Genomic DNA, 20,116 nt, shown 5'->3' with positions numbered 1-20,116 from the left:
TCTACCTAGTAGTTCTTCTTCAGGTCCATCCCCGCGTACAACTGGCCGACCTGCGGCTCGTAGCCGTTGAACATCAGTGTCTTGCGCTTCTTGGCGAACAGGCCGTCCTCGCCGATGCGGCGTTCGGTGGCCTGCGACCAGCGCGGGTGGTCCACCGTGGGGTTCACGTTGGAATAGAAGCCGTACTCGTTGGCCGCGGCCTTGTTCCAGGCGGTCTTCGGTTCCTTGTCGGTGAAGCGGATGCGCACCAGGCTCTTGGCACTCTTGAAGCCGTACTTCCATGGCACCACCAGCCGCACCGGCGCGCCGTTCTGGTTCGGCAGGACTTCGCCATACATGCCGAAGGACAGCAGCGTGAGCGGGTGCATGGCTTCGTCCATGCGCAGGCCCTCGACATAGGGCCAGTCGAGCACGTTCGAGCCGACGAAGGGCATGGTCTTCTTGTCCGCCAGCGTCACGAATTCGACGAACTTGGCGCCGGGCTGCGGCTCGACCTTCTCGATCAGCTTGGACAGCGAATAGCCGATCCAGGGAATCACCATCGACCAGCCTTCGACGCAGCGCAGGCGGTAGATGCGCTCTTCCTGCGCACTGAGCTTGAGCAGGTCTTCGATCGCGTACTTCGCCGGCTTCTTCACCAGGCCCTCGACCTCCACGGTCCAGGGCCGGGTCTTGAGGGTGTGGGCGTTGTGCGCCGGATCGGCCTTGTCGGTGCCGAACTCGTAGAAGTTGTTGTAGCTGGTGGCGTGCTTGTACTCCGTCACCTTTTCCATGGTGACCGCGCCGTCGACGCCCGACTTCGAGGCGGCCAGTTGCGCCAGCTTGCCGGGACGCTCGGCGTCGGCGGCGAGCGCTTCGCGCGCAGCCCAGCCCGCCAGCACCGGGCCGGCGGCGCCCGCGGCCATCAGTTTCAGCAGCTCGCGCCGCCGGGCATACACGGCCGGCGGCGTGATCTCGCTGGGGACCGGGTGAATGAAGCCGTCGCTCAATCTCTTGATCAGCATGGGGTGCTCCTCACACACGCGCCCGCGGCGCAAGCCTCACAGCGTACCGTAGCTGTGCAATCCTGACAGGAACATGTTGACGCCCAGGAAGGCGAAGGTCGTGACCGCCAGCCCCGCCAGCGCCCACCAGGCCGAGACAGTCCCGCGCAGCCCCTTCATCAGGCGCATGTGCAGCCAGGCCGCGTAGTTCAGCCAGACGATCAGCGCCCAGGTCTCCTTGGGGTCCCAGCTCCAGTAGCCGCCCCAAGCCTCGGCCGCCCACAGCGCCCCCAGCACGGTGGCGATGGTGAAGAAGGCGAAGCCGACGGCGATCGACTTGTACATCACGTCGTCCAGCACCTCCAGCGAAGGCAGGCGGGCGGCGATGCGCTTGCGTCCCAGCAGGATGCCGGCCGCGATCAGCGCCGAGATCAGCGCGTAGCCGACCCAGTAGTAGCCGCCAGCCTCGGCCACGCCGCGCTGGCGGAAGGCGATCGGCACGAAGCACAGCGCGATGCCCAGCAGCCACAGGGGCGCCAGCCGGCCCCAGTGCTGCTCCTGCGCCTGCTTCTTGATCAGGTAGGCGAAGGCCACCATGGCGGCCAGCGAGAAGGTGCCGTAGCCGATGAAGTTGGCGGGCACGTGCAGCTTCATCCACCAGCTCTTGAGGGCCGGCACCAGCGGCTGGATCTCGTGCGCCTCGCGCACCACCGTGTACCACAGCAGGAAGCCAACCGCCGCGCTCACCACCAGCATGACGAAGGCGCCCAGCGCCCGGGTCTGGTAGCGGTCCTCGAAGTACAGGTAGAAGGCCGCCGTCAGCCAGCAGAACAGGACGAACACCTCGTACAGGTTGCTGACCGGGATGTGGCCGACGTCGGTGCCGATCAGGTAGCTTTCGTACCAGCGCACCAGCGAGCCGATCAGCGCCATGGTCACCGCCGCCCAAGCGATGCGCGAACCGATCAGCTCCATCACCGGGCCCTGGCGCGGCGCGAACATGCCGATCCAGTAGAAGGCCGTGCTCATGAAGAACAGCACGCTCATCCACAGGATGGCCGACTGGCTGGACAGGAAGTATTTCAGCCAGAACACCGAGTCGGCGCTGGCCAGCGTGCCGCCATAGGACAGCACGCCCAACAGGCTGGCGGCCGAGGCGCCCAGCATCAACGCGCGCAGCGGCTTCCAGAACCAGCCAACCCAGATCGCCGCCGGCACCGCGGCAACCAGGATCCCCTTCTCGTACACGTCCATGTAGGCGCCGTAGCGGGCGAAGGCATAGGCGCCACCGAGCGCGACGATGGCGGCGAACAGCCAGTCGAACCAGCTGCGCTGCGAGAAATAGCCGCTGTGCAGCGTGAGCGTTGTGCTTGCGGTGTTCATACCTTGTCTCCCGACACCTTGTCTCCCAACAGTTGCTGCCTGAGCAGCTCGAATTCACGGTCGGCGTCCATGGTCTTGCGGTTGCTCGACAGCGCCATCGTGCAGCGCGATCGCTCGCCCTCGCCCGTCACCCAGCACCAGACGCGGCGCTCGCGCACGTACAGCATGGCAAAGACCCCCAGGATGAGCAGGGCGCAACCCAGATAGACAATGTTCTTGCCAGGGCCGCGCGTCACCTGGAACACGCTGGCCTGCACCTGCTTGAAGTCCACCAGCTGGAAGGCCATGGGAACGGGGTAGGCGTTGGCGTCGCTCAGCGCCAGCATCGCCTGCGTCATGAAGGCCTGGGTCTGCTCGCTGGGCTCCAGGAGCTTCAGGCCCGCTTGCTCGCGCGTGATCTGGGTCATCTCGAACAGCACGCCGCTGAGGATTCGCAGCAGCACTTCGCCGGCGCGAGCGCGCTCGGCTTCCGGCACGTTGGCTTCCATGAAGTCGGAGATGGCCTGCAGGCCGGCCGCCGGCTTGCCGCCCGGGCCCGGCGGCGTGCCCTCGCCGGCGAACATGTCCAGCGCCCGGCTGGCCGAGGCGGTGAGCTGCTGCGCCAGTTCCGGCCTGGAGGCGTCGGTCACCTTGGCGGCGTAGCGGCGGATCGCCTGCGCGCGCACGGCCGGGTCCTGCAGCGCGGCGCGCAGGCGCACGAAACCGTCAAGCGCGCCCTGGTCGTCGGCCGGCACGCGCAGGTAGCGGAAGGGCTCCGAGGGCGTTTCGCGCAAGCCCATCAGGAACACCGGGCCGTCGCCCATGTCCACCGGCAGCATGTAGTTGTTGAACTCGCGGGCCTGGCCGGCCGCGTCGCGCAGCTTGTAGCTGATGCTGGGGCCGATGTTGCGCAGCTCCTTCTTGGCCGTCGTCTTGTTGGCCGCGCCCAGGCGGGCGTCGAGCGAGGCACGCAGATCCACCGCGCGCACGTCGGTGCCGCCGCGCTCGCCGCCGCTGAAATTCTCGACGTTGATCACGCGCAGGCCGGTGTACTCCAGCGTCATCTTCTCGGCGCCATCCACCGGCCCCCGGGTCAGCTGCGAGCTGCCGCCGATCACGCCCTCGACCTCGAAGGGGCGGCCGCCGTTGATCGGGACCGCCTTCAGCTTCACGCTGGAGCCGCCGTCGTCGAAGCTGGATTGGTAGATCTCGATGCCGCGGTAGCGTGCCGGATGGTTCACCTCCACCCGCGCCGGCGTGGCGGCGCCGGTCTCGCGGTCGTGGATCACGATCTCGCTGGCGAACAGCTTGGGCATGCCGGTGGAGTAGTGCTCCACGATGAACTTCTTCAGCTCGATCGAGAACGGCAGCTCCTGGATCAGGATGCCGTCCGACTGGTTCAGGACCGCGCTGCCCGACTGCGTGCCTTCGGCCACGAACAGGTTGCCGCGGAAGGTCGGGTTGCTGGCCGGCAGCCGGTGCTCCGGCTTCACGTCGGAGATCATGCCGCCGCCGGCATAGGGTGTCTTGCCGCCGAACCACATCTGGGCCCGCACGATCAGGTCGCCGTCCATCAGGCCGCCCAGGCACACCAGCACGATGGCGCTGTGGGCCGCCAGGTAGCCGACCTTGTTGGCGCCGCCGCGCTTGGCCGCCACCATCCATCCTTCGCCGCGCGCGGTGGCGCGGCGCTGCAGCTTCACCTTCCAGCCTGCCTTGGCCAGCGACTCCCCGAGGCGCGTGGCGCCGGCCTGCGCCGGGCCGGCCAGCTCCGCCTCGGCCCGGTGGTGGAAGGCCCGCAGGGCTTCCTCGCGCACGTTTTCCTTGTAGGCCTTCAGGTCACGGATGATCTTCGGCGTGTTGCGCGCGATGCACAGCGAGGTGCTGATCACCAGGAACGCCAGGATCAGCAGGAACCAGCCCGCGCTGTACACCGCGTTGAGCTTGAGCGCCATGAACAGCTCGGCCCAGAACGGGCCGAACTGGTTGACGTAGTTCACCACCGGCTCGTGCTGCTTGACGATGGTGCCGATCACCGAGGCGATGCAGATCACCGTCAGCAGCGAGATGGCGAAGCGCATCGACGACACCAGCTCGACCGCCGCGCGCAGGCGCTGCGATCCGGTGCGAAGTTCCAGGCCCTGGGTGGCAGCGGTCATTGCAAAGGGGAAGCTTGGACAAAAAAAGGCGGGCCCTCCGTCCGAGGCGCCCGCCTTTCTTAGGCTTGTTCTGTGGCGGTTAGTTCAACTTTTGTCGACGGAACTCAACGGAGGCCGGCGATGTAGTCGGCCACCGCCTTGATTTCCTTGTCGCTCAGGCGCGCGGCGATCTGCGCCATCTGGGGGCTGTTGGCGCGCACGCCGTCGCGGAAGGCCGTCAGCTGCGCGGCGGTGTAGTCGGCGTGCTGGCCCGACAGCCGCGGGTACTGCGCCGGGATGCCGGCGCCGTTGGGGCTGTGGCAGCCGGCGCAGGCGGCCACCTGCTTGTCGGCGATGCCGCCGCGGTAGATCTTCTCGCCCAGGATCACCAGGTCCTTGTCCTTGGCGAAGCCCGGCTTGGCCTTGTTGGAGGCGGCCCAGTGGGCGATGTTCTTCATGTCGGCCGGCGTGAGCTGCGCGGCCATCCCCTGCATGATCGGGCTGGTGCGCTTGCCGCTCTTGAACTCTTCGAGCTGCTTGACCAGGTACTCGGGATGCTGCTGGGCCAGCTTGGGGTTGGCCGGCACGCCCGAATTGCCGTCGGCGCCGTGGCAGGCCGCGCAGGCCGCGCCGTACTTGGTGGAGCCGGCATTGATGTCCGCCTTCGCCGCGGGAGCCGCCGCCGCGGCGGGGGCGGCGCCATTGGCCAGCGCGGGCAGCGCGGGCAGTGCCAGTGCGGCGACAGTCAGCAGGGAAGCAGCAATCGACTTCATGATGGGGCGTTGATCTTTTCGGGACGCAAAACCCCGTAATTCTACAATGCGTCACTCGGGGCTCCTCCCGACACGACCTAGCCACCCCCAGAGCCCATGACCTCCCCCAGCCCGCAGCCCGCCGGCCCCAGCAACGCCGCGGCGCTGGCCATGGGCTGGATGCACACCGCGCGCTTTCTCACCACCGCGCCCACGCTCGAATTCCTGCCCGCGCTGTCGGTGCCGGAATTCGCCTTCGTCGGCCGCTCCAATGCCGGCAAGTCCACCTGCATCAACACCCTGACGCAGCAAAAGCGCCTGGCCTTCGCCTCCAAGAAGCCGGGGCGTACCCAGGCCATCAACCTGTTCGCCCTGGGCAAGCAGGGCATCACCGACGCCGTGCTGGCCGACCTGCCCGGCTACGGCTATGCCGCCGTCCCGCGCCAGGACAAGATCCGTTGGCAGCAGGTCATGGCCAACTACCTGGTCACGCGCGAGAACCTGCGGGCCATCGTGCTGCTGTGCGACCCGCGCCACGGCCTCACCGAGCTCGACGAGATCCTGCTGGAGGTGATCCGCCCGCGTGTGGAGCAGGGGCTGAAGTTCCTGCTGCTCCTGACCAAGGCCGACAAGCTCAACCGCAGCGAGGCGACCAAGGCGCTGTCCATCGCGCGACTGCAGGCAGGCGGTGGGGAGGTCAGACTCTTTTCCGCGCTCAAGAAGCAGGGCGTCGAAGAAGCGGCCCTGCTGCTTCGCAACTGGGCGCAGGAATCGACATGATCCAGACCTACGAGCGGCGGCTGCCGCACGACATCACCCTCAGCTGCCGCGCCGCCGGCGAGCCCGGTCGGCCGGTGCTGATGTTCCTGCACGGTTTTCCCGAAGCGGCCTTCGTCTGGGATGTGCTGCTGGAACACTTCGCCCGCCCCGAACACGGCGGCTACCGCTGCGTGGCACCCAACCTGCGCGGCTACGAAAAGTCCTCGCAGCCGCAGGACGTGAAGCAATACCGCGCCAAGCAGCTGGTGCAGGACATCGCGGCCCTGATTCAAATCGAAGCCCAGGGACAGCCGCTGGCCTGTCTGGTGGCGCACGACTGGGGCGGCGCCGTCGCCTGGAACCTGGCGAACCAGCTGCCGCAACTCGCGAACAAGCTGGCGATCATCAATTCGCCGCATCCGGGCACCTTCCTGCGCGAACTGCAGTCAAACCCGCGCCAGCAGGCCGCCAGCGCCTACATGAACTTCCTGATCCGCCCGGACGCGGAGAAGCTGCTGCGCGAGGACGATTACCGCCGCCTGTTCGGGTTCTTCACGGCCGGCCACGATGCCGGCTGGCTGACCGAGGCGGTGAAGCAGCAGTACCGCGAGGTCTGGGACGCCAGCCTGACCGGCGGCTGCAACTACTACCGCGCCTCGCCGCTGCGCCCGCCGCGCGAAGGTGACCCGGCCGCAGCCGCGATCACGCTGCCGCGCGAGATGCTGACGGTGGACCTCCCGACGCTGGTGCTGTGGGCCATGGAGGACGTGGCGCTGCCGCCGGAGTTGATCGAGGGGCTGGACGAGTACATCCCGCAGCTCACGCTGGAGAAAGTGCCGGGGGCGACGCACTGGATCATCCATGAGCGGCCGGCGTTCGTGGCGGAACGGCTCCAGGCTTTTCTGGCCAGCTGACCCTCACCCCCGCCCTCTCCCCGCCGGGCAAGGGATGCACCCCCTACCCCGCCCGCATTACTCCCTCTCCCCTCCGGGGAGAGGGCTGGGGTGAGGGGCGCTGCACGTTCCGGATCCCGGCTCAATACACGCCCGGTTCGCCGGGCGGGCGCGTCTTGAAGCGCTTGTGCACCCAGTAGTACTGCGCGGGCATCTCGTCGATGTAGCCTTCCAGCCGCTTGTTCATCAGCGCCGTATCGGCTTCGGCGTCGGCCGAGGGGAAGGCGGCCCAGGATTCCAGCACCCGCACTTCGTAGCCCTCGGGCGTCAGGCGGGTGACCAGCGGCACGACCTTGGCCCGGCCCAGGCGGGCGAAGCGCGACAGCGAGGGCACCGTCGCCGCGGACACGCCGTAGAAGGGCACGAAGATCGACTCCTCCGGACCGAAGTTCATGTCCGGCAGCAGGTACATCAGGTCTCCTTCGCGGATGGCCGACACGATCTCGCGCACGCCCTCCGAGCGGTTCATCGGGCGCGGCCGGATGCCGAAGCGGTGCCGGCCCTTGAGGACCCAGGCATCGACCACCTTGTTGCTCTGCTGGGTGTAGATGCCGATGACGCGGCGCGGGATCTGCTGCGTGACACCGGTCACCCCCGCATCCAGGCCGACGAAGTGCGGCGCGAACAGGATGGTGGGCGCCTCGCCGGCCAGTTCATGGACGGCGCCGGTCAGCTTCACCCGGCGGCGCACCACCTCGGGATCGGCATGCCACAGCCAGGCGCGATCCAGGAAGGACTGGGTCACGTAGATGAAGACATCGCGCATCACCTGCCGGCGCTGTGCCTCGCTCCATTGGGGGAAGCACAGTCGCAGGTTCACGCGCACCACGCGGCGGCGCGGCACCACGACGAGGTACAGCAGCAGGCCCAGCGCGTGGCCGAGCGCGCGCACCAGCGGCAGCGGCAGGAACGCCAGCAGCCGCATGAAGAGGATCCCCAGCCTGCTCATCATGGCGCCATCTCCACCCGCGGCTGCTTGTAGCGCGCATAACCCCACAGGTACTGGGCCGGCCAGCCCCCCACCAGGCGCTCCATTTGCGCGTTGACCTGGGCCGCGGCCGGCGCCGGCGCGCTGTCCAGCGCGCCCTCCCAGGGCATCAGGCGCACGCAGTAGCCCTGCCCATGCGGCAGGCGCTCGCCCACCGCCAGCAAGAGCACCGCGCCGGTCTGCTGGACCAGGCGCGCCGGCAGCGTCATGGTGTAGGCCTCCTTGCCGAAGAACGGCGCCCAGGCGCCCAGCCCCTGCGGCGGCACCTGGTCGGGCAGCAGGCCCACCGCTTCGCCGGCCCGCAGGGCACGCAGCATCTGGCGCACGCCCGCCAGGGTGGTGGGCGCGGCCGCCAGGTTGGTCCGCTCGCGCGCGGTGTCCACCAGCTCGCGCAGCCAGGCCTTGCGCGCCGGACGGTAGAGCACGGTGATCCGGCCATAGCGCACGGCGTAGGCCTGGGCGGTAATCTCGAAACAGCCGAGGTGTGGCGTGAGAAAGACGATCCCGCGCCCAGTGGCGCGGGCGGCGTCGATCAGCTCGGCACCCTCCCAGTGGATGCGCGGCATGCTGCCGAACCACAGGCGGGGCGCTTCGGCCACCAGCTTGCCCGCCTCGGCGACCGCCCGCCGCACCGACGCAAAGCGGTAGCCGGCCTGCGCGGCATTGGCCAGAAAGCGCCGCCGGTAGGTGGGCGAGCCCAGGAACGCCGCCCAGCCGAGCACGGCGCCCATGATGTGCAGCAGCGGCAAGGGCCAACCGGACAGCATGTGGAAAAGACGTTTCACAGTTAAAATGGGGATGTCGCCGAGTTATCGAACTACTTGCAGGGCGACGTAAAACAGTGCTGCTAAAGCGTTCGCCCAAGCTCCGGCAGAAGGCAACGCGCTTTCTGCAACGACAGCGGAGTGTATTCAATGGCGAACGACTTTCTCTTTACTTCCGAATCGGTGTCCGAGGGCCATCCCGACAAGGTGGCCGACCAGGTCTCCGACGCGATCCTCGATGCCATCTTCCGGCAGGACCCGCGCAGCCGCGTAGCCGCCGAGACCCTGTGCAACACCGGGCTGGTGGTGCTGGCCGGCGAGATCACGACCAACGCGCACGTCGACTACATCCAGGTCGCGCGCGACACCATCAAGCGCATCGGCTACGACAACACCGAGTACGGCATCGACTACAAGGGCTGCGCGGTGATGGTCTGCTACGACAAGCAGTCCAACGACATCGCCCAGGGCGTGGACCACGCCTCGGACGACCACCTGAACACCGGCGCCGGCGACCAGGGCCTGATGTTCGGCTACGCCTGCGACGAGACGCCCGAGCTGATGCCCGCGCCGATCTACTACGCGCACCGGCTGGTCGAGCGCCAGGCCCAGCTGCGCAAGGATGGCCGCCTGCCCTTCCTGCGCCCCGACGCCAAGAGCCAGGTGACCATGCGCTATGTGGACGGCAAGCCGCACAGCATCGACACCGTGGTGCTGTCCTCGCAGCACAGCCCGGAGATGAGCGACGGCAAACACATGAAGCCGGCCTTCATCGAGGCGGTGGTCGAGGAGATCATCAAGCCGGTGCTACCCACCGCGTGGCTGAAGGACACCAAGTACCTGATCAACCCGACCGGGCGCTTCGTCATCGGCGGCCCGCAGGGCGACTGCGGCCTGACCGGCCGCAAGATCATCGTCGACACCTACGGCGGCGCCTGCCCGCACGGCGGCGGCGCCTTCTCGGGCAAGGACCCGAGCAAGGTGGACCGCTCGGCCGCCTACGCGGCCCGCTACGTGGCCAAGAACATCGTGGCCGCCGGCCTGGCGCGGCAGTGCCAGATCCAGGTGGCCTACGCCATCGGCGTCGCCCGGCCGATGAACGTCACGGTTTACACCGAAGGCACCGGCGTGATCCCCGATGACCAGATCGCCGCGCTGGTGCACGATCACTTCGACCTGCGTCCCAAGGGCATCATCCAGATGCTCGACCTGCTGCGCCCGATCTACGAGAAGACCGCGGCCTACGGCCACTTCGGACGTGAAGAGCCGGAATTCAGCTGGGAGAGGACGGACAAGGCTGCCGCGCTGCGTGCAGCGGCCGGCCTGAAGTAAAGCCAGCTCGGGTCATCCACTGCCGAGGGCGCAGAGACGCGCAGAGCCATGGTGCTCTGCGAATCTCGGCGCCCTCGGCGCCTCTGCGGTGAAGGTCTGGCCCTACTGCAGCATCGTCTGCTGCCGCGCGACCTCGCTGCGCTTCATGGCGACGTACTGCGAGCGGTCCATCTCGTGCAACTGCCGGGCGTACTGCTCGGTCGAGTTGAACCAGGTCATCAGGCGCTTGTCCAGCTGCTGCTCGGGCGGCGCCCCCATCGCCGCCAGGTGCGCGTCCACCGCCAGGAAATAGCGCATCGCGTTGCGCTCGATGACGCCCCGCATCCCCTTGACGTAAACCGGCTGCTTGTTGCCGTCGTGGCTCACCACGGTAAAACCGACCTTCTGGGCGCCCGTGGTGTTGAGGTAGACCTGCATTGCCATGCGCCCCATGCCGCTCGATCCGTAGGAATAGCTCAGGCGCATGAAGGTGCGGTTCGCGTCCAGCGGCATCGCCGCCAGCACGATGCGGTAGTCGCGCGTGCCGATGGGGCCGGTTTCGGCCAGCAGCCGGCTCTCGAAATAGTCGGAGCGCGCCGCGACCGGCTGCAGGCTGAAGTCGAGGCGGTAGGCGTCACCGACCGGCTGGTCCGCCTTGCGGCCGATGCGCAGCATCAGGCCGGCACCGGCCGCGCCCTCGATCGGATGGCAGTACTTGGTGTTGAACGGCAGGATGAGGATCGCGCACCATTCGGCCGGCTCCTTCAGCGCGCCGCTCAGGGACTGGAACGGATGATCCAGCACCGCATAGACGTCGCCCCGGAGGATATCGCCGGTCTCCGCCGACTCGATATGGATCGCCCGCTGGTAGGGGTTGTGGCGCAACTGCTCGCGCAGCTGCGCATGCTGTTCGCGAAGTTCTTCAGGCGAGGCGGCCGCGCCGGCTGCCAGCAGGGCCAGCCCGGTGGCGGCCACCCACTTCCAGCGGCGGCCGGCCCGGCCGATGCCGGGCGGCCGTCGAGGGCTCATGAGTGTTCCCCATGCCACTCCGGCTCCTCGTGCCCCGCTTCGACCAGCGCCGGCCCGAGCACTTCACGGACATCGAACTGGATGCCCCCGGTGAACAATGAATGTGGTTGCACCGTATAGAGATACCGCCCGCGGGGTCCGAGTTCCAGGGACATGCGCAATTGGGGCTCGTTGATCTGCTCCCAGGCCCGGATCAGCCGGGCGCGAACCAGGTTGTCGGCGCACTGCAGGTAGCGCAGCTTGTGGTGGTTGTGCTCGAAATTCACCGCGTCGACATAGGCCGACGCCGTCTTGTTGCGGGTGTGGAAGTTGGGCGTCAGGTCGATTGCCACCGTTAACACCTTGTCCTCGATCTCCAGCATGAAGTTGCGGCCGATCAGTCCATCGGTGCCCTCGCCGTACTTGTAGGCCAGGTGCAGGTGGGAAGGGGTCTTGCGCAGCGAATATTTCATGGCGGCACGCTTCGAAATCGTGTTGTTTTCACGTCCTGCGCGAGCGTGCCCGTCCGCGCGCCGCCCGGATGTAGGACAGCGCATGAATCGCCTGTGGGCGCCGGCGGCACGGCGGCAATGCCGTGCCGGGGCGCGAATCCTTCTCCTACAGGCTGTCTCCCCCATGGCCGACTGCCGCGCCATGCAGGCCGTCCAAAGATGGGAGTCGTATCGCGGAGGCGCCAGCCAGCAACGGCGCCCCGTTCACTTTCAAGGAGACATTCACATGGCTGCTGAAGACAGAGGCCTCAATCGCGATCCGCTCGATCGGGATCCGCTGGACGACGAAAGCATGAGCCGCTCGACCGCCTCGCACCCGGTCGGCACCGGCATCGGCGCGGTCGGCGGTGCGGTGGCAGGCGCTGCGGCAGGCGGCGCCCTGGCCGGCGCCACGGCCGGCGTGGTGGGTGGCCCGGCGGGGATGGCCGTGGGCGGCGCGATCGGCGCCGTGGTCGGCGCCCTGGCCGGCCACGCCGCGGCCGAGGCCATCAACCCCGAAGCCGAGGAAAGGCACTGGCGCGAGAAGTACGAGAGCGAGCCCTATTACGAGGCCGGCCGCAGCTTCGACGATTACCGGCCGGCCTATCGGCTCGGCGTGACCGGCCGCAGCCGCTACCAGGACTGGGACGCCGCCGAAGCCCAGCTCCGGTCCGAATGGGACCGCACCCGCGCCGATTCCGCCCTCGACTGGGAAGGCGCACGGCCCGCCAGCCGCGCCGCCTGGGACCGCGTCGATGCATCCCTGCGCGAGCGCACGCGGGACGACCGCATGCGCGGCAGCCCAGGTGGCGGCGCCGCCGCCGCCGTGGGCGACATGCAGGCCGCGGGCAACGACAGCGGCGACCAGCGTGACGTGATCGACGTGCTGCAGGACCTGGCCGAATGCGCCCTGGACGGCGAATACGGCTTCCGCGAATGCGCGGCGCAGGCCCGGCGGGCGGACCTCAAGGCGACCCTGATGCAGCGGGCGGTGGAGTGCCGGCGCGCCACGCAGGAACTCAATGAGCAGGTCCGCGCCCTGGGCGGGCGCGTGGAAGAGCACGGCAGCGCGGCGGCCGCAATGCACCGGGGCTGGGTCGCGCTCAGGACGGCGCTGGCCACCTACGACGACAAGGCCGTGCTCGAGGAATGCGAACGCGGCGAGGACAACGCCGTCGCGCGCTACCGCAAGGCCATGAAGAAGCCGCTGCCGGCGGACGTGAAGCAGATGGTGGAACGGCAGATGCAGGGCGTGCAGCGCAACCACGACCAGATCAAGATGCTGCGCGATCAGTTGCGCCGCGCATGACGGCCAGCCCGTCCCTTGCCATGCCGGCCTTCGGGCCGGCTTTTTGTTGCCGGCGTGCGCGGCACTGGCGAGCTTCTCCTACAAGCCGGCGCCGGCCAGGTTCTTATCGTTGAAGCAGCAAGCCCCCATGGATGACCGCTCCGCCCGCGCGCTCCGGACCTACCGCGCCAAGCGCAACTTCGACGCCACGCCCGAACCCGCCGAGGGCGGCGTGGCGAACGAGTCCGCGCGCAGCTTCGTCGTGCAGAAGCACTGGGCCACGCGCCTGCACTACGACTTCCGGCTGGAGCTGGATGGCACCATGAAAAGCTGGGCGGTGCCCAAGGGACCCAGCTTCGATACCGCGGACAAGCGGATGGCCATGCCGACCGAAGACCATCCGATCTCCTACAACAGCTTCGAGGGGACCATCCCGCCGGGCAACTACGGCGCCGGCAAGGTCATCGTCTGGGACAAGGGCGTCTGGGTCCCGGTCGAGGATCCGCACCAGGGCCTGCTCGAAGGCAGCCTCAAGTTCGAGTTGCGTGGCCACAAGCTGCACGGGCGATGGGCGCTGGTGCGCATGAAAGGCCGGGCCCAAGGCGACGGCCATGGCGGACGCGCCGAGCCCTGGCTGCTGATCAAGGAGCGCGACCAGTTCGCCCGGCCCTCCAGCGAATTCAGCGTGGTGGACGAGATGCCCGACAGCGTCAGCACCCTGTCCGACCGGCCGCCGGCCGGCCGCCGGGCGTCGCCGGCCGTGGCGCCGGCGCCCGCCCCCGGCGGGCCGCCCGCCGGTGCGCGCAAGGCGGACCTGCCGGACCGCCTGCAGCCGCAGCTGGCCACGCTGGTCGATGCGCCGCCCAAGGATGGCGGGCAGGACTGGATGTACGAAATCAAGTTCGACGGCTACCGCCTGCTCACGCGCGCCGAAGGCGGTCGGCTGACGCTGTTCACGCGCAACGGCAACGACTGGACCCACAAGCTGGGGCAGCTTCACAAGGCGCTCGAATCCATGGAACTGCCCGACGGCTGGTACGACGGCGAGATCATCATGCCCAGCGAGCGCGCGCCGGCGGACTTCCAGGCACTGCAGAACGCCTTCGACAGCGCGCGCACGGCCAACATCGTCTACTACCTGTTCGATCTGCCCTATTGCGCCGGCTATGACCTGCGCGAGGTGCCGCTCACCGAGCGGCGCGCGGTGCTGCAGCGGATCGTGCAGCGCAAGCCGCACGACAAGGTGCGCTTCTCGCAGGTGTTCGACGCGCCGGCCGAAGAGGTGCTGCAGTCGTGCTGCAAGCTGGGGCTGGAAGGGGCGATCGGCAAGCGGCGCGACTCGGCCTACGTGGCGCGCCGCTCCGCGGACTGGATCAAGCTGAAGTGCGGCCTGCGGCAGGAGTTCGTGATCGGCGGCTACACCGACCCGCGCGGCGCGCGCGCCGGCGTGGGCTCGCTGCTGCTGGGGACCTATGCGGGCAGCCGGCTGCACTATGCCGGCAATGTGGGCACTGGCTTCGACGAGGCGACCCTGCGCGACCTGCAGCGCCGGCTCGAGGCCCTGGGCACGGGCAGCAGTCCGTTCGATCCCGGCACGCCGATCCCGATGAAGGCCCATTGGGTCCGGCCCGAGCTGGTGTGCGAAGTGAGCTTCGGTGAATGGACGCGCGACGACCGGATCCGGCATTCGGTGTTCCACGGGCTGCGCGAGGACCGCAAGCCTGCGAGTGTGCGGCGCGAGGAGCCCCTGCATGTGGTGCGAGCCAGCAAGGCCGCCCGGCCGGCGGGCCGGAATTCCGCGCCCGAAGCGGCGCCGGCCCCCGCCGCCACCGCGGCGCAGGCCCGGCTGCCGGCCACGCTGCGCGTGAGCAACCCCGACCGCGTCATCGACGCGCAGACCGGCACCCGAAAGATCGACCTGGTGCGCTACTACGCGCTGGTCGCCCCGCTGATGATGGAGCACCTGAAGAACCGGCCGATCGCGATGCTTCGGGCGCCCGACGGCATCGACGGGCAGCTGTTTTTCCAGAAGCACATGGACCGCTACCAGATGGCCGGCATCGAGTCGCTGGACCCGTCCATCTTCCCCGGCCACCCGGCCATGGTGTATGTTGCGCGGCCGGACGGGCTGCTGTCGGCCGCGCAGATGAACGTGGTGGAATTCCACACCTGGAACGGGGTGAAGACCGGCATCGACAAGCCCGACCGCATGACCTTCGACCTCGATCCGGGCGAGGGCGTGTCATGGCCGAAGATCCAGGAAGCGGCCCAACTGGTGCGCGCCTTCCTCACCGAGATCGGCCTGCCCTCGTTCCTCAAGACCAGCGGCGGCAAGGGCCTGCACATCATCGTGCCGCTCAAGCGCCAGTTCGACTGGGACACGGTGAAGGACTTTTCGCAAGCGGTGGTGGCGCACCTGGCGCGCACCATTCCGGAGCGCTTCGTCGCCAAGAGCGGCAGCACCAACCGCGTGGGCAAGATCTTCATCGACTACATCCGCAACAGCTACGGCGCCACCACGGTGTGCGCCTGGTCGGCGCGGGCCCGGCCCGGCCTGGGCATTTCGGTGCCGGTGCGCTGGGACGAACTGGCCGGCCTGAAGAGCGGCGCGAACTGGACGGTGGCGACGGTGCACCAGCGGCTGGACCAGGGCAACGCGCCCTGGGCCGACTACGAGGCCAGCCGCATCGGCCTGGCCAAGGCGATGAAGGTCATGGGGTTCAAGCCGTCCTGAAGCCTAGGAATCTCCCAGCTTCAGGCGCCGGCCCCACGCAGCCCGGGGAAGACGAGGCGCAGCTCGCGGCCTTCGCGCCGCAGTTCGACGCCTTCCGCCTCGGCCAGCGCCTCGACATCGCTCCAGGACAGGGGCCGGTAGGTCGGTCCCGCGGGGAAACCCGCCTCCCCCACCCCCGGGGTCAGGGTGAGCGTGAGCCGCAGACCGGACGCCGCCGCGGCGGCCGTCAGCACGATCTCCGCGGGGGGCGCGTTGGCGTCCGAGAGGTGGAGCAAGGCGCCGGTGAGCACGTTGCGCATGGCCGCGCGGCGCACTCGCCCCGGCACCGGCTCGACCTGGTTGCGCAGCGTAAAACCGCGGAAGGTGAAGCTCGTGGCGACCAGGTCCAGGCACTCGCGCACCCCCTCGACCGCGCCGATGCCGGCATCCTCCTCCGGAGCCAGCCAGGTGATCACGTCCAGGCAGGAATTCAGCGCCGAACGGGCATAGGTGCTGATCTTGTGGGCGCCTTCGTGCACTTCCGCCAGGTTCGGCTGCGGCCCACGCAGGCGCCGGTCCATGATCTCGTACACGATACCGATCGGCTGGAGGTTGACCACCAGGTGGTGGCGCATGGACGGCGCCAGGCGTCGCAACAGGGCGTAGCGGGCCGCTTCGGCGTCAAAGTTGGTGGCTGGGCGGGGCTGGGATTCTTGCGCAGGCGTCGCCGGTAAAGTCATCGAACCAGCGTATTCACGCGCAGGGGGGTTGTCAACCCGAGCCCTGCGGCGCGCGCCGCCGTGTCCGGCCGAACCGGGGGCTCAGACCCCCAGTGCCGCGGCGGTGATGGCGTCGACCTCGATGAAGCAGGCGACCGTCAGCACCGCCCCGATGCGGACCGGCGGGCCCAGTCGGTGTACGCTCAGTCCCAGTTTCTTCAGCATGCGCTCGATGGGGGCGGTGGTGACGGTGACGAAGCGCGCAATGCCATGGGCCTGCGCGAAGTGCCAGGCCTGGGTCATGAGCGCCACCGACAGGTCGCCGAACCCGACCTGGTGGTTGCCGGCGTCGTCGGCGCCGGCAACGCGGTCGGTCGCGATCGCGAAGCGGCTCATTTCCCAGACATCGGCCGCGCAGGGCGCCGGCAGGCCGTGGAGCAGCTCCGGGAACACGTCGCGCAGCATGTTCGGGCCCTGCGTGGGCAGCAGGCGCCAGCAGGCGTCGACCCCTTCGGCGGGCGAGCGGGCGATGATGTAGTGGGCCCGTTCCAGCTTGTCGAACTGGTCGATCTCCAGGCCGTCGTCGGTGGTTTGCACCGACCAGCCGAGCCGCGTTCGGAAAGTGTCGTAGCGCAGGCGGAACATGCCGACGCGATCCGATTCGTTCATCTCCCTGAGTGCCATGGTCGTGACAGCGTGGTTCATGAAATTTCCTTTCCGGCTGCGCTCGATTTGACGAGGACCGGCGCGCGGAAACACCTGGCTACCTGGATAGGTGCCAGGAACGCTGCCGCCGCGCTAGCGCGAGCGCAGCGGAATCAGGGATGCAGCGACCGCAAGCTGGCAGCCACCTCCCCGCGCCAGGGCAAAGACTCGATCAGCGCCCAGAGATCGTCCAGCGCCTCATTCCCGGGCATGTCATAGCCCTTGGCGTCGATCGCCATCAGGTTGGTGCGGGGCGAGACGGCCTTGAGCAGGCAAATCGAGCCGTCTTCCAGCTGCCCCCAGTCCCACCCCAGGCTGACGGCTTGGCCGCCGCAGCGGCCGACCCACTCGGTCATGCCGCCACGGAAGGACTTTTGTCGCAGTCCGGACACTCCGGGGTCTTGCTCGGTGCAGAGATGCTCGAACAAAATGTCACCTAGCCGGCGCTGGGGGACGCGGACGCAGTAGTCCCGTGAAAACATCTGGGGAATCGCGTTGCTGGCAGACTGTTCCATCATCTTGTCTTTGAAGAGGGCTTGAACCGGATGCGCTGGGAATGAACGACTCGCACACCCTGGGCACGATCGCTTCGGTCGTTCTTGCGGCCGATGAGAACGAGCTTTTCGCCAGGATGCAGGCGGGGGTGCAGGCCCTGGGCTGCGAGCAGGGCCTGTTCGGCATCCAGGTGCATCGGCCGATGCTCGAGCCCGTGCAGCACGTCACGAGCGGCTACCCGGCCGCCTACCAGCAGATCTACCAGGACCGGCAGTTCATCATGCGCGATCCGACGGTCGCCCATTGCCAGTCGTCGACGATGCCGCTGGTCTGGAACGAGGGCATGTACGACACGCAATCCTTCGAGATCCTGGAGGAGTCGCGCCGATTCGGACTGGGGCACGGCCTGAGCATCGCGGTGCACGAGAGCGCCACGGCCAAGAGCATGTTCAGCATCGCCCGCGACAAGCCCTTCCTGCCGGGCTCGGTCGAGGAGCGCCGGCTCAAGGAAGGCGCTGCCGTGCTGGCCAGCGCCATGCACGTGGCCATGCAGCGCCTGGTCGTCCCCCGCATGCTGGCGGAACGGACGCCGGTGCTGACGCCACGGGAGAAGACCTGCCTGCACTGGGTGGCGCAAGGCAAGAGCGACGGCGTGATCGCCGACATCCTCCATGTTTCTTCTTCGGCGGTGCATTTTCACGTGACGAACGTGCTCCGAAAGCTGGAAGTTTCCTCGCGCGCGCAGGCGGCAGCCAAGGCGGTCGCGCTGGGTCTCATCGACTAGGCCTGTTCGCGTTCTTCTTGGCCTGTTCCGCACGAGTCTGCGGCGCGGCCGCAGGCGCTGTCACCTGGCTAGGCAGGGAGTTGATTCCGGCTGGCGGACGGCTAAGTTCCCTTGAAGCAATTGGTTTCACGGGAGAGAACATGCCGAACACCTATGACGCCTATTTCGACCTGGGCGTCAGGATCCCCATCCTGGTGGTCACCGATGGCGCGATCGGCTTGTGGGACGTCCCAGGCGAGCCGCCGGGCGACCAGCGGGGATTCACCCTGAGGCAGATGGCCCGTGCGCTCTGGGACCCGCCGGCCGGCGCCCATCCCTACACGCGCTTCGCCATCGACCACGCCATCCATGGGGCCGGTCCACTGTCGCGCAGGGAACGCAGCGAGCGCGATCCCGAGACGGGCAAGACGCGCGCGTGGACGCAGTACGACGACTTCCAGTTCGACGACCCGGGCTTTGACCTGGCGGCCTACAGCCAGGTCTGGTTCTTCGGTTACGGGCCCGGCCCCACCCCTTCGGACGGCCGCGGCGATGTCCCACCGCACCGGTCCTCGCTCAACGAGAGCGAGCTGAAGATCCTCGCCGCCTGGATGAACGCGGGCGGCGGCGTGTTCGCCACCGGCGGCCACGGCAGACAGGGCGCGAGCTTGTGCAGCGAACTGAGTCGCGTGCGCCAGATGCGCTGCTGGTTCCGTCCTTGCCAGGCCGAGGGCTCGCCCGCGCAGCCTGCGCGCATCGACACCCTGGCGCCGGTGCGCCAGTTCGGCGGCCAGCCGGAAGCCCGGGGCGACGACGCGGGCGACGGACTGCCGCGGCGGCTTCGGCTCAAGCGCTATCCCCTGTGGGATGCGCTGGTCCGGCAGGCGGCCGCCTCCGACGGCGGCCTGACCCGCACGGCGCCGCATCCGCTCCTGTGCAGCGCCCTGGGCCCGATCAACCTCCTGCCGGACCCGGTGCACGGCGCGCGGCTGCACGAGGATGCCGAGGTGGTCCTCGACGCCAGCGACCCCACCGGGTGCCCGGAGTTTCCCGGCGGCTTGCGGCGCCCCAAGCCCGAGACGATCGCCTGGGCGACCGTGGCGCGCAGCGACGACGCCGTCAATGACGCGGCCTTCCAGGACGGCGCTTCCCCGTCGAGCCGGGTCGTCCCCGTGGTCGCGGTCTACGACGGACAGCGCGCCAACGTCGGCCGGGTCGTCGTGGATTCGAGCTGGCACAACTGGCTGGACCTTCACGTGCGGGGCGCCAGCGCGGGACCGCCGGACGCCGCGTGGACCGGCGTCTCGGAACCGGCTGCGGACTACCAGCTCCATGGCCTGGAGCTCTCGCACTGCTACTTCCGCAACGTCGCCCAGTGGCTGGCGAGCCCCTTCGAACGCGAAGCGATGCGGGACGGCCTGCTGGCGCACCTGGCCGCCAACATGGGCGGCTGGAGCGAGCTGGGCGGCTTCCGGCTGCTGATCGGCCAGCGGGCGATGAATCTCCTGGGGCAGCTCACCTCGGAATACGAGCGCGACGGCATCGTGTTCGAGCCCTGGCTCGACGAGGCCCTCGCGGCGGTGCATCACGGTCCCAGGGCGCTGGCCTTGCCCTCCAAGGAATTCGTCGCCAGCCATGTGCTGGGCGCCATGGTCCAGGCGGTGTTCGAGCTGATCCCGGAGCTGCTGCGCATCGGCGAGCGCGAGGACCACGACGGGGAAATCGACGGCCGCGCCCTGCCGCTACTGGTCGAGCGTTTGCGGCTGGCGCGCCGCCAGGGCCTGCGCGACATGGTCGCGGAATGGCGCCGCAGCCTCGACGCGACGGCGCGGTTCCTCGATTCGATCGACAACGCGGCGGCCTCGGCCCCGAGCGTCCATCCAGACGCAGCGGCCGCCCAGCGCTGCGCGCCCTGACCGCAAGC

At 68.6% G+C, this 20,116-nt stretch carries 18 protein-coding genes; 7 read left to right on the top strand and 11 right to left on the bottom strand.

Annotation, left to right across the window (positions count from 1 at the left end):
• Positions 1 to 5 precede the first annotated feature (5 nt).
• The 4 genes from msrP to UC35_RS13790 form a co-directional block, all read right to left on the bottom strand.
• Positions 6 to 1,004: a protein-methionine-sulfoxide reductase catalytic subunit MsrP gene (msrP, locus tag UC35_RS13805; RefSeq protein WP_061500653.1), complete on the bottom strand. Its 999-nt coding sequence runs from the start codon at positions 1,002 to 1,004 to the stop codon at positions 6 to 8.
• Positions 1,005 to 1,040: 36 nt separating this feature from the next.
• The gene (gene ccsB / locus UC35_RS13800) at positions 1,041 to 2,366 is read right to left on the bottom strand and encodes a c-type cytochrome biogenesis protein CcsB (RefSeq protein WP_061500649.1); all 1,326 of its coding nucleotides are present in this window, start codon (positions 2,364 to 2,366) and stop codon (positions 1,041 to 1,043) included.
• Positions 2,363 to 4,504, bottom strand: a complete 2,142-nt coding sequence (locus UC35_RS13795; protein ID WP_061500642.1) for a cytochrome c biogenesis protein ResB — start codon at positions 4,502 to 4,504, stop codon at positions 2,363 to 2,365. Before UC35_RS13795 ends, ccsB begins: the two co-directional genes overlap by 4 nt.
• A 104-nt stretch (positions 4,505 to 4,608) precedes the next feature.
• Entirely contained in the window at positions 4,609 to 5,256 is a 648-nt protein-coding gene (locus UC35_RS13790) for a c-type cytochrome (protein WP_061500641.1), read from the bottom strand.
• 96 nt (positions 5,257 to 5,352) lie between these two features.
• On the opposite strand from UC35_RS13790, the gene yihA reads away from it, so the two are divergent.
• Complete coding sequence (gene yihA / locus UC35_RS13785) at positions 5,353 to 6,015, top strand: ribosome biogenesis GTP-binding protein YihA/YsxC (protein ID WP_061500640.1); 663 nt, start codon at positions 5,353 to 5,355, stop codon at positions 6,013 to 6,015.
• On the top strand, positions 6,012 to 6,908 hold the full coding sequence (locus tag UC35_RS13780; RefSeq protein ID WP_061500639.1) for an alpha/beta fold hydrolase: 897 nt from the start codon (positions 6,012 to 6,014) through the stop codon (positions 6,906 to 6,908). The genes yihA and UC35_RS13780 overlap by 4 nt, the downstream gene beginning before the upstream one ends.
• 121 nt (positions 6,909 to 7,029) lie before the next feature.
• Here the strand turns inward: UC35_RS13780 and UC35_RS13775 are convergent, their stop codons facing one another.
• Positions 7,030 to 7,899, bottom strand: a complete 870-nt coding sequence (locus UC35_RS13775; protein WP_061500637.1) for a lipid A biosynthesis acyltransferase — start codon at positions 7,897 to 7,899, stop codon at positions 7,030 to 7,032.
• Complete coding sequence (locus tag UC35_RS13770; protein WP_145979459.1) at positions 7,896 to 8,720, bottom strand: lysophospholipid acyltransferase family protein; 825 nt, start codon at positions 8,718 to 8,720, stop codon at positions 7,896 to 7,898. The genes UC35_RS13775 and UC35_RS13770 overlap by 4 nt, the downstream gene beginning before the upstream one ends.
• 129 nt (positions 8,721 to 8,849) lie before the next feature.
• Here UC35_RS13770 and metK point away from each other — a divergent pair, with 129 nt between their 5' ends.
• Complete coding sequence (gene metK / locus UC35_RS13765) at positions 8,850 to 10,031, top strand: methionine adenosyltransferase (RefSeq protein ID WP_061500633.1); 1,182 nt, start codon at positions 8,850 to 8,852, stop codon at positions 10,029 to 10,031.
• Positions 10,032 to 10,133: 102 nt separating this feature from the next.
• On the opposite strand, the gene UC35_RS13760 is transcribed toward metK, so the two are convergent.
• Positions 10,134 to 11,039, bottom strand: coding sequence for a hypothetical protein (locus tag UC35_RS13760; RefSeq protein ID WP_061500631.1), 906 nt, complete (start codon positions 11,037 to 11,039; stop codon positions 10,134 to 10,136).
• Positions 11,036 to 11,491, bottom strand: coding sequence for a hypothetical protein (locus UC35_RS13755; protein ID WP_061500629.1), 456 nt, complete (start codon positions 11,489 to 11,491; stop codon positions 11,036 to 11,038). The genes UC35_RS13760 and UC35_RS13755 overlap by 4 nt, the downstream gene beginning before the upstream one ends.
• A gap of 265 nt (positions 11,492 to 11,756) precedes the next feature.
• Between UC35_RS13755 and UC35_RS13750 the strand changes: the two genes are divergently transcribed.
• Both UC35_RS13750 and ligD read left to right on the top strand, forming a co-directional pair.
• Positions 11,757 to 12,818: a ferritin-like domain-containing protein gene (locus tag UC35_RS13750; protein WP_082793189.1), complete on the top strand. Its 1,062-nt coding sequence runs from the start codon at positions 11,757 to 11,759 to the stop codon at positions 12,816 to 12,818.
• A gap of 127 nt (positions 12,819 to 12,945) precedes the next feature.
• Entirely contained in the window at positions 12,946 to 15,531 is a 2,586-nt protein-coding gene (gene ligD / locus UC35_RS13745; protein WP_061500626.1) for a DNA ligase D, read from the top strand.
• Between the two features lie 20 nt (positions 15,532 to 15,551).
• Here ligD and UC35_RS13740 read toward each other — a convergent pair whose 3' ends face one another.
• From UC35_RS13740 to UC35_RS13730, 3 genes are all read right to left on the bottom strand, one after another.
• Entirely contained in the window at positions 15,552 to 16,145 is a 594-nt protein-coding gene (locus UC35_RS13740) for a hypothetical protein (RefSeq protein WP_145979458.1), read from the bottom strand.
• A gap of 186 nt (positions 16,146 to 16,331) precedes the next feature.
• On the bottom strand, positions 16,332 to 16,934 hold the full coding sequence (locus UC35_RS13735) for an acyl-homoserine-lactone synthase (protein ID WP_227820329.1): 603 nt from the start codon (positions 16,932 to 16,934) through the stop codon (positions 16,332 to 16,334).
• Between the two features lie 113 nt (positions 16,935 to 17,047).
• Positions 17,048 to 17,449: a DUF4902 domain-containing protein gene (locus UC35_RS13730; protein WP_158513905.1), complete on the bottom strand. Its 402-nt coding sequence runs from the start codon at positions 17,447 to 17,449 to the stop codon at positions 17,048 to 17,050.
• Between the two features lie 41 nt (positions 17,450 to 17,490).
• Between UC35_RS13730 and UC35_RS13725 the strand changes: the two genes are divergently transcribed.
• Positions 17,491 to 18,213, top strand: a complete 723-nt coding sequence (locus tag UC35_RS13725; RefSeq protein WP_061500620.1) for a LuxR family transcriptional regulator — start codon at positions 17,491 to 17,493, stop codon at positions 18,211 to 18,213.
• Between the two features lie 140 nt (positions 18,214 to 18,353).
• Complete coding sequence (locus UC35_RS13720; protein WP_061500613.1) at positions 18,354 to 20,108, top strand: hypothetical protein; 1,755 nt, start codon at positions 18,354 to 18,356, stop codon at positions 20,106 to 20,108.
• The last annotated feature ends 8 nt before the right edge of the window (positions 20,109 to 20,116 follow it).

The sequence above is a fragment of the Ramlibacter tataouinensis genome, assembly GCF_001580455.1.
Classification (GTDB): Bacteria; Pseudomonadota; Gammaproteobacteria; order Burkholderiales; family Burkholderiaceae_C; genus Ramlibacter; species Ramlibacter tataouinensis_B.
Note: the sequence above shows the minus strand (reverse complement) of the source record. Positions and strands in the feature narration are given on the sequence as shown.

Coding starts and splice junctions, on each gene's coding strand:
- msrP (WP_061500653.1), bottom strand. CDS start 1,004: ATGCTGATCAAGAGATTGAGCGACGGCTTCATTCACCCGGTCCCCAGC.
- ccsB (WP_061500649.1), bottom strand. CDS start 2,366: ATGAACACCGCAAGCACAACGCTCACGCTGCACAGCGGCTATTTCTCG.
- UC35_RS13795 (WP_061500642.1), bottom strand. CDS start 4,504: ATGACCGCTGCCACCCAGGGCCTGGAACTTCGCACCGGATCGCAGCGC.
- UC35_RS13790 (WP_061500641.1), bottom strand. CDS start 5,256: ATGAAGTCGATTGCTGCTTCCCTGCTGACTGTCGCCGCACTGGCACTG.
- yihA (WP_061500640.1), top strand. CDS start 5,353: ATGACCTCCCCCAGCCCGCAGCCCGCCGGCCCCAGCAACGCCGCGGCG.
- UC35_RS13780 (WP_061500639.1), top strand. CDS start 6,012: ATGATCCAGACCTACGAGCGGCGGCTGCCGCACGACATCACCCTCAGC.
- UC35_RS13775 (WP_061500637.1), bottom strand. CDS start 7,899: ATGATGAGCAGGCTGGGGATCCTCTTCATGCGGCTGCTGGCGTTCCTG.
- metK (WP_061500633.1), top strand. CDS start 8,850: ATGGCGAACGACTTTCTCTTTACTTCCGAATCGGTGTCCGAGGGCCAT.
- UC35_RS13760 (WP_061500631.1), bottom strand. CDS start 11,039: ATGAGCCCTCGACGGCCGCCCGGCATCGGCCGGGCCGGCCGCCGCTGG.
- UC35_RS13755 (WP_061500629.1), bottom strand. CDS start 11,491: ATGAAATATTCGCTGCGCAAGACCCCTTCCCACCTGCACCTGGCCTAC.
- UC35_RS13750 (WP_082793189.1), top strand. CDS start 11,757: ATGGCTGCTGAAGACAGAGGCCTCAATCGCGATCCGCTCGATCGGGAT.
- ligD (WP_061500626.1), top strand. CDS start 12,946: ATGGATGACCGCTCCGCCCGCGCGCTCCGGACCTACCGCGCCAAGCGC.
- UC35_RS13740 (WP_145979458.1), bottom strand. CDS start 16,145: ATGCGCCACCACCTGGTGGTCAACCTCCAGCCGATCGGTATCGTGTAC.
- UC35_RS13735 (WP_227820329.1), bottom strand. CDS start 16,934: ATGAACCACGCTGTCACGACCATGGCACTCAGGGAGATGAACGAATCG.
- UC35_RS13730 (WP_158513905.1), bottom strand. CDS start 17,449: ATGGAACAGTCTGCCAGCAACGCGATTCCCCAGATGTTTTCACGGGAC.
- UC35_RS13725 (WP_061500620.1), top strand. CDS start 17,491: ATGAACGACTCGCACACCCTGGGCACGATCGCTTCGGTCGTTCTTGCG.
- UC35_RS13720 (WP_061500613.1), top strand. CDS start 18,354: ATGCCGAACACCTATGACGCCTATTTCGACCTGGGCGTCAGGATCCCC.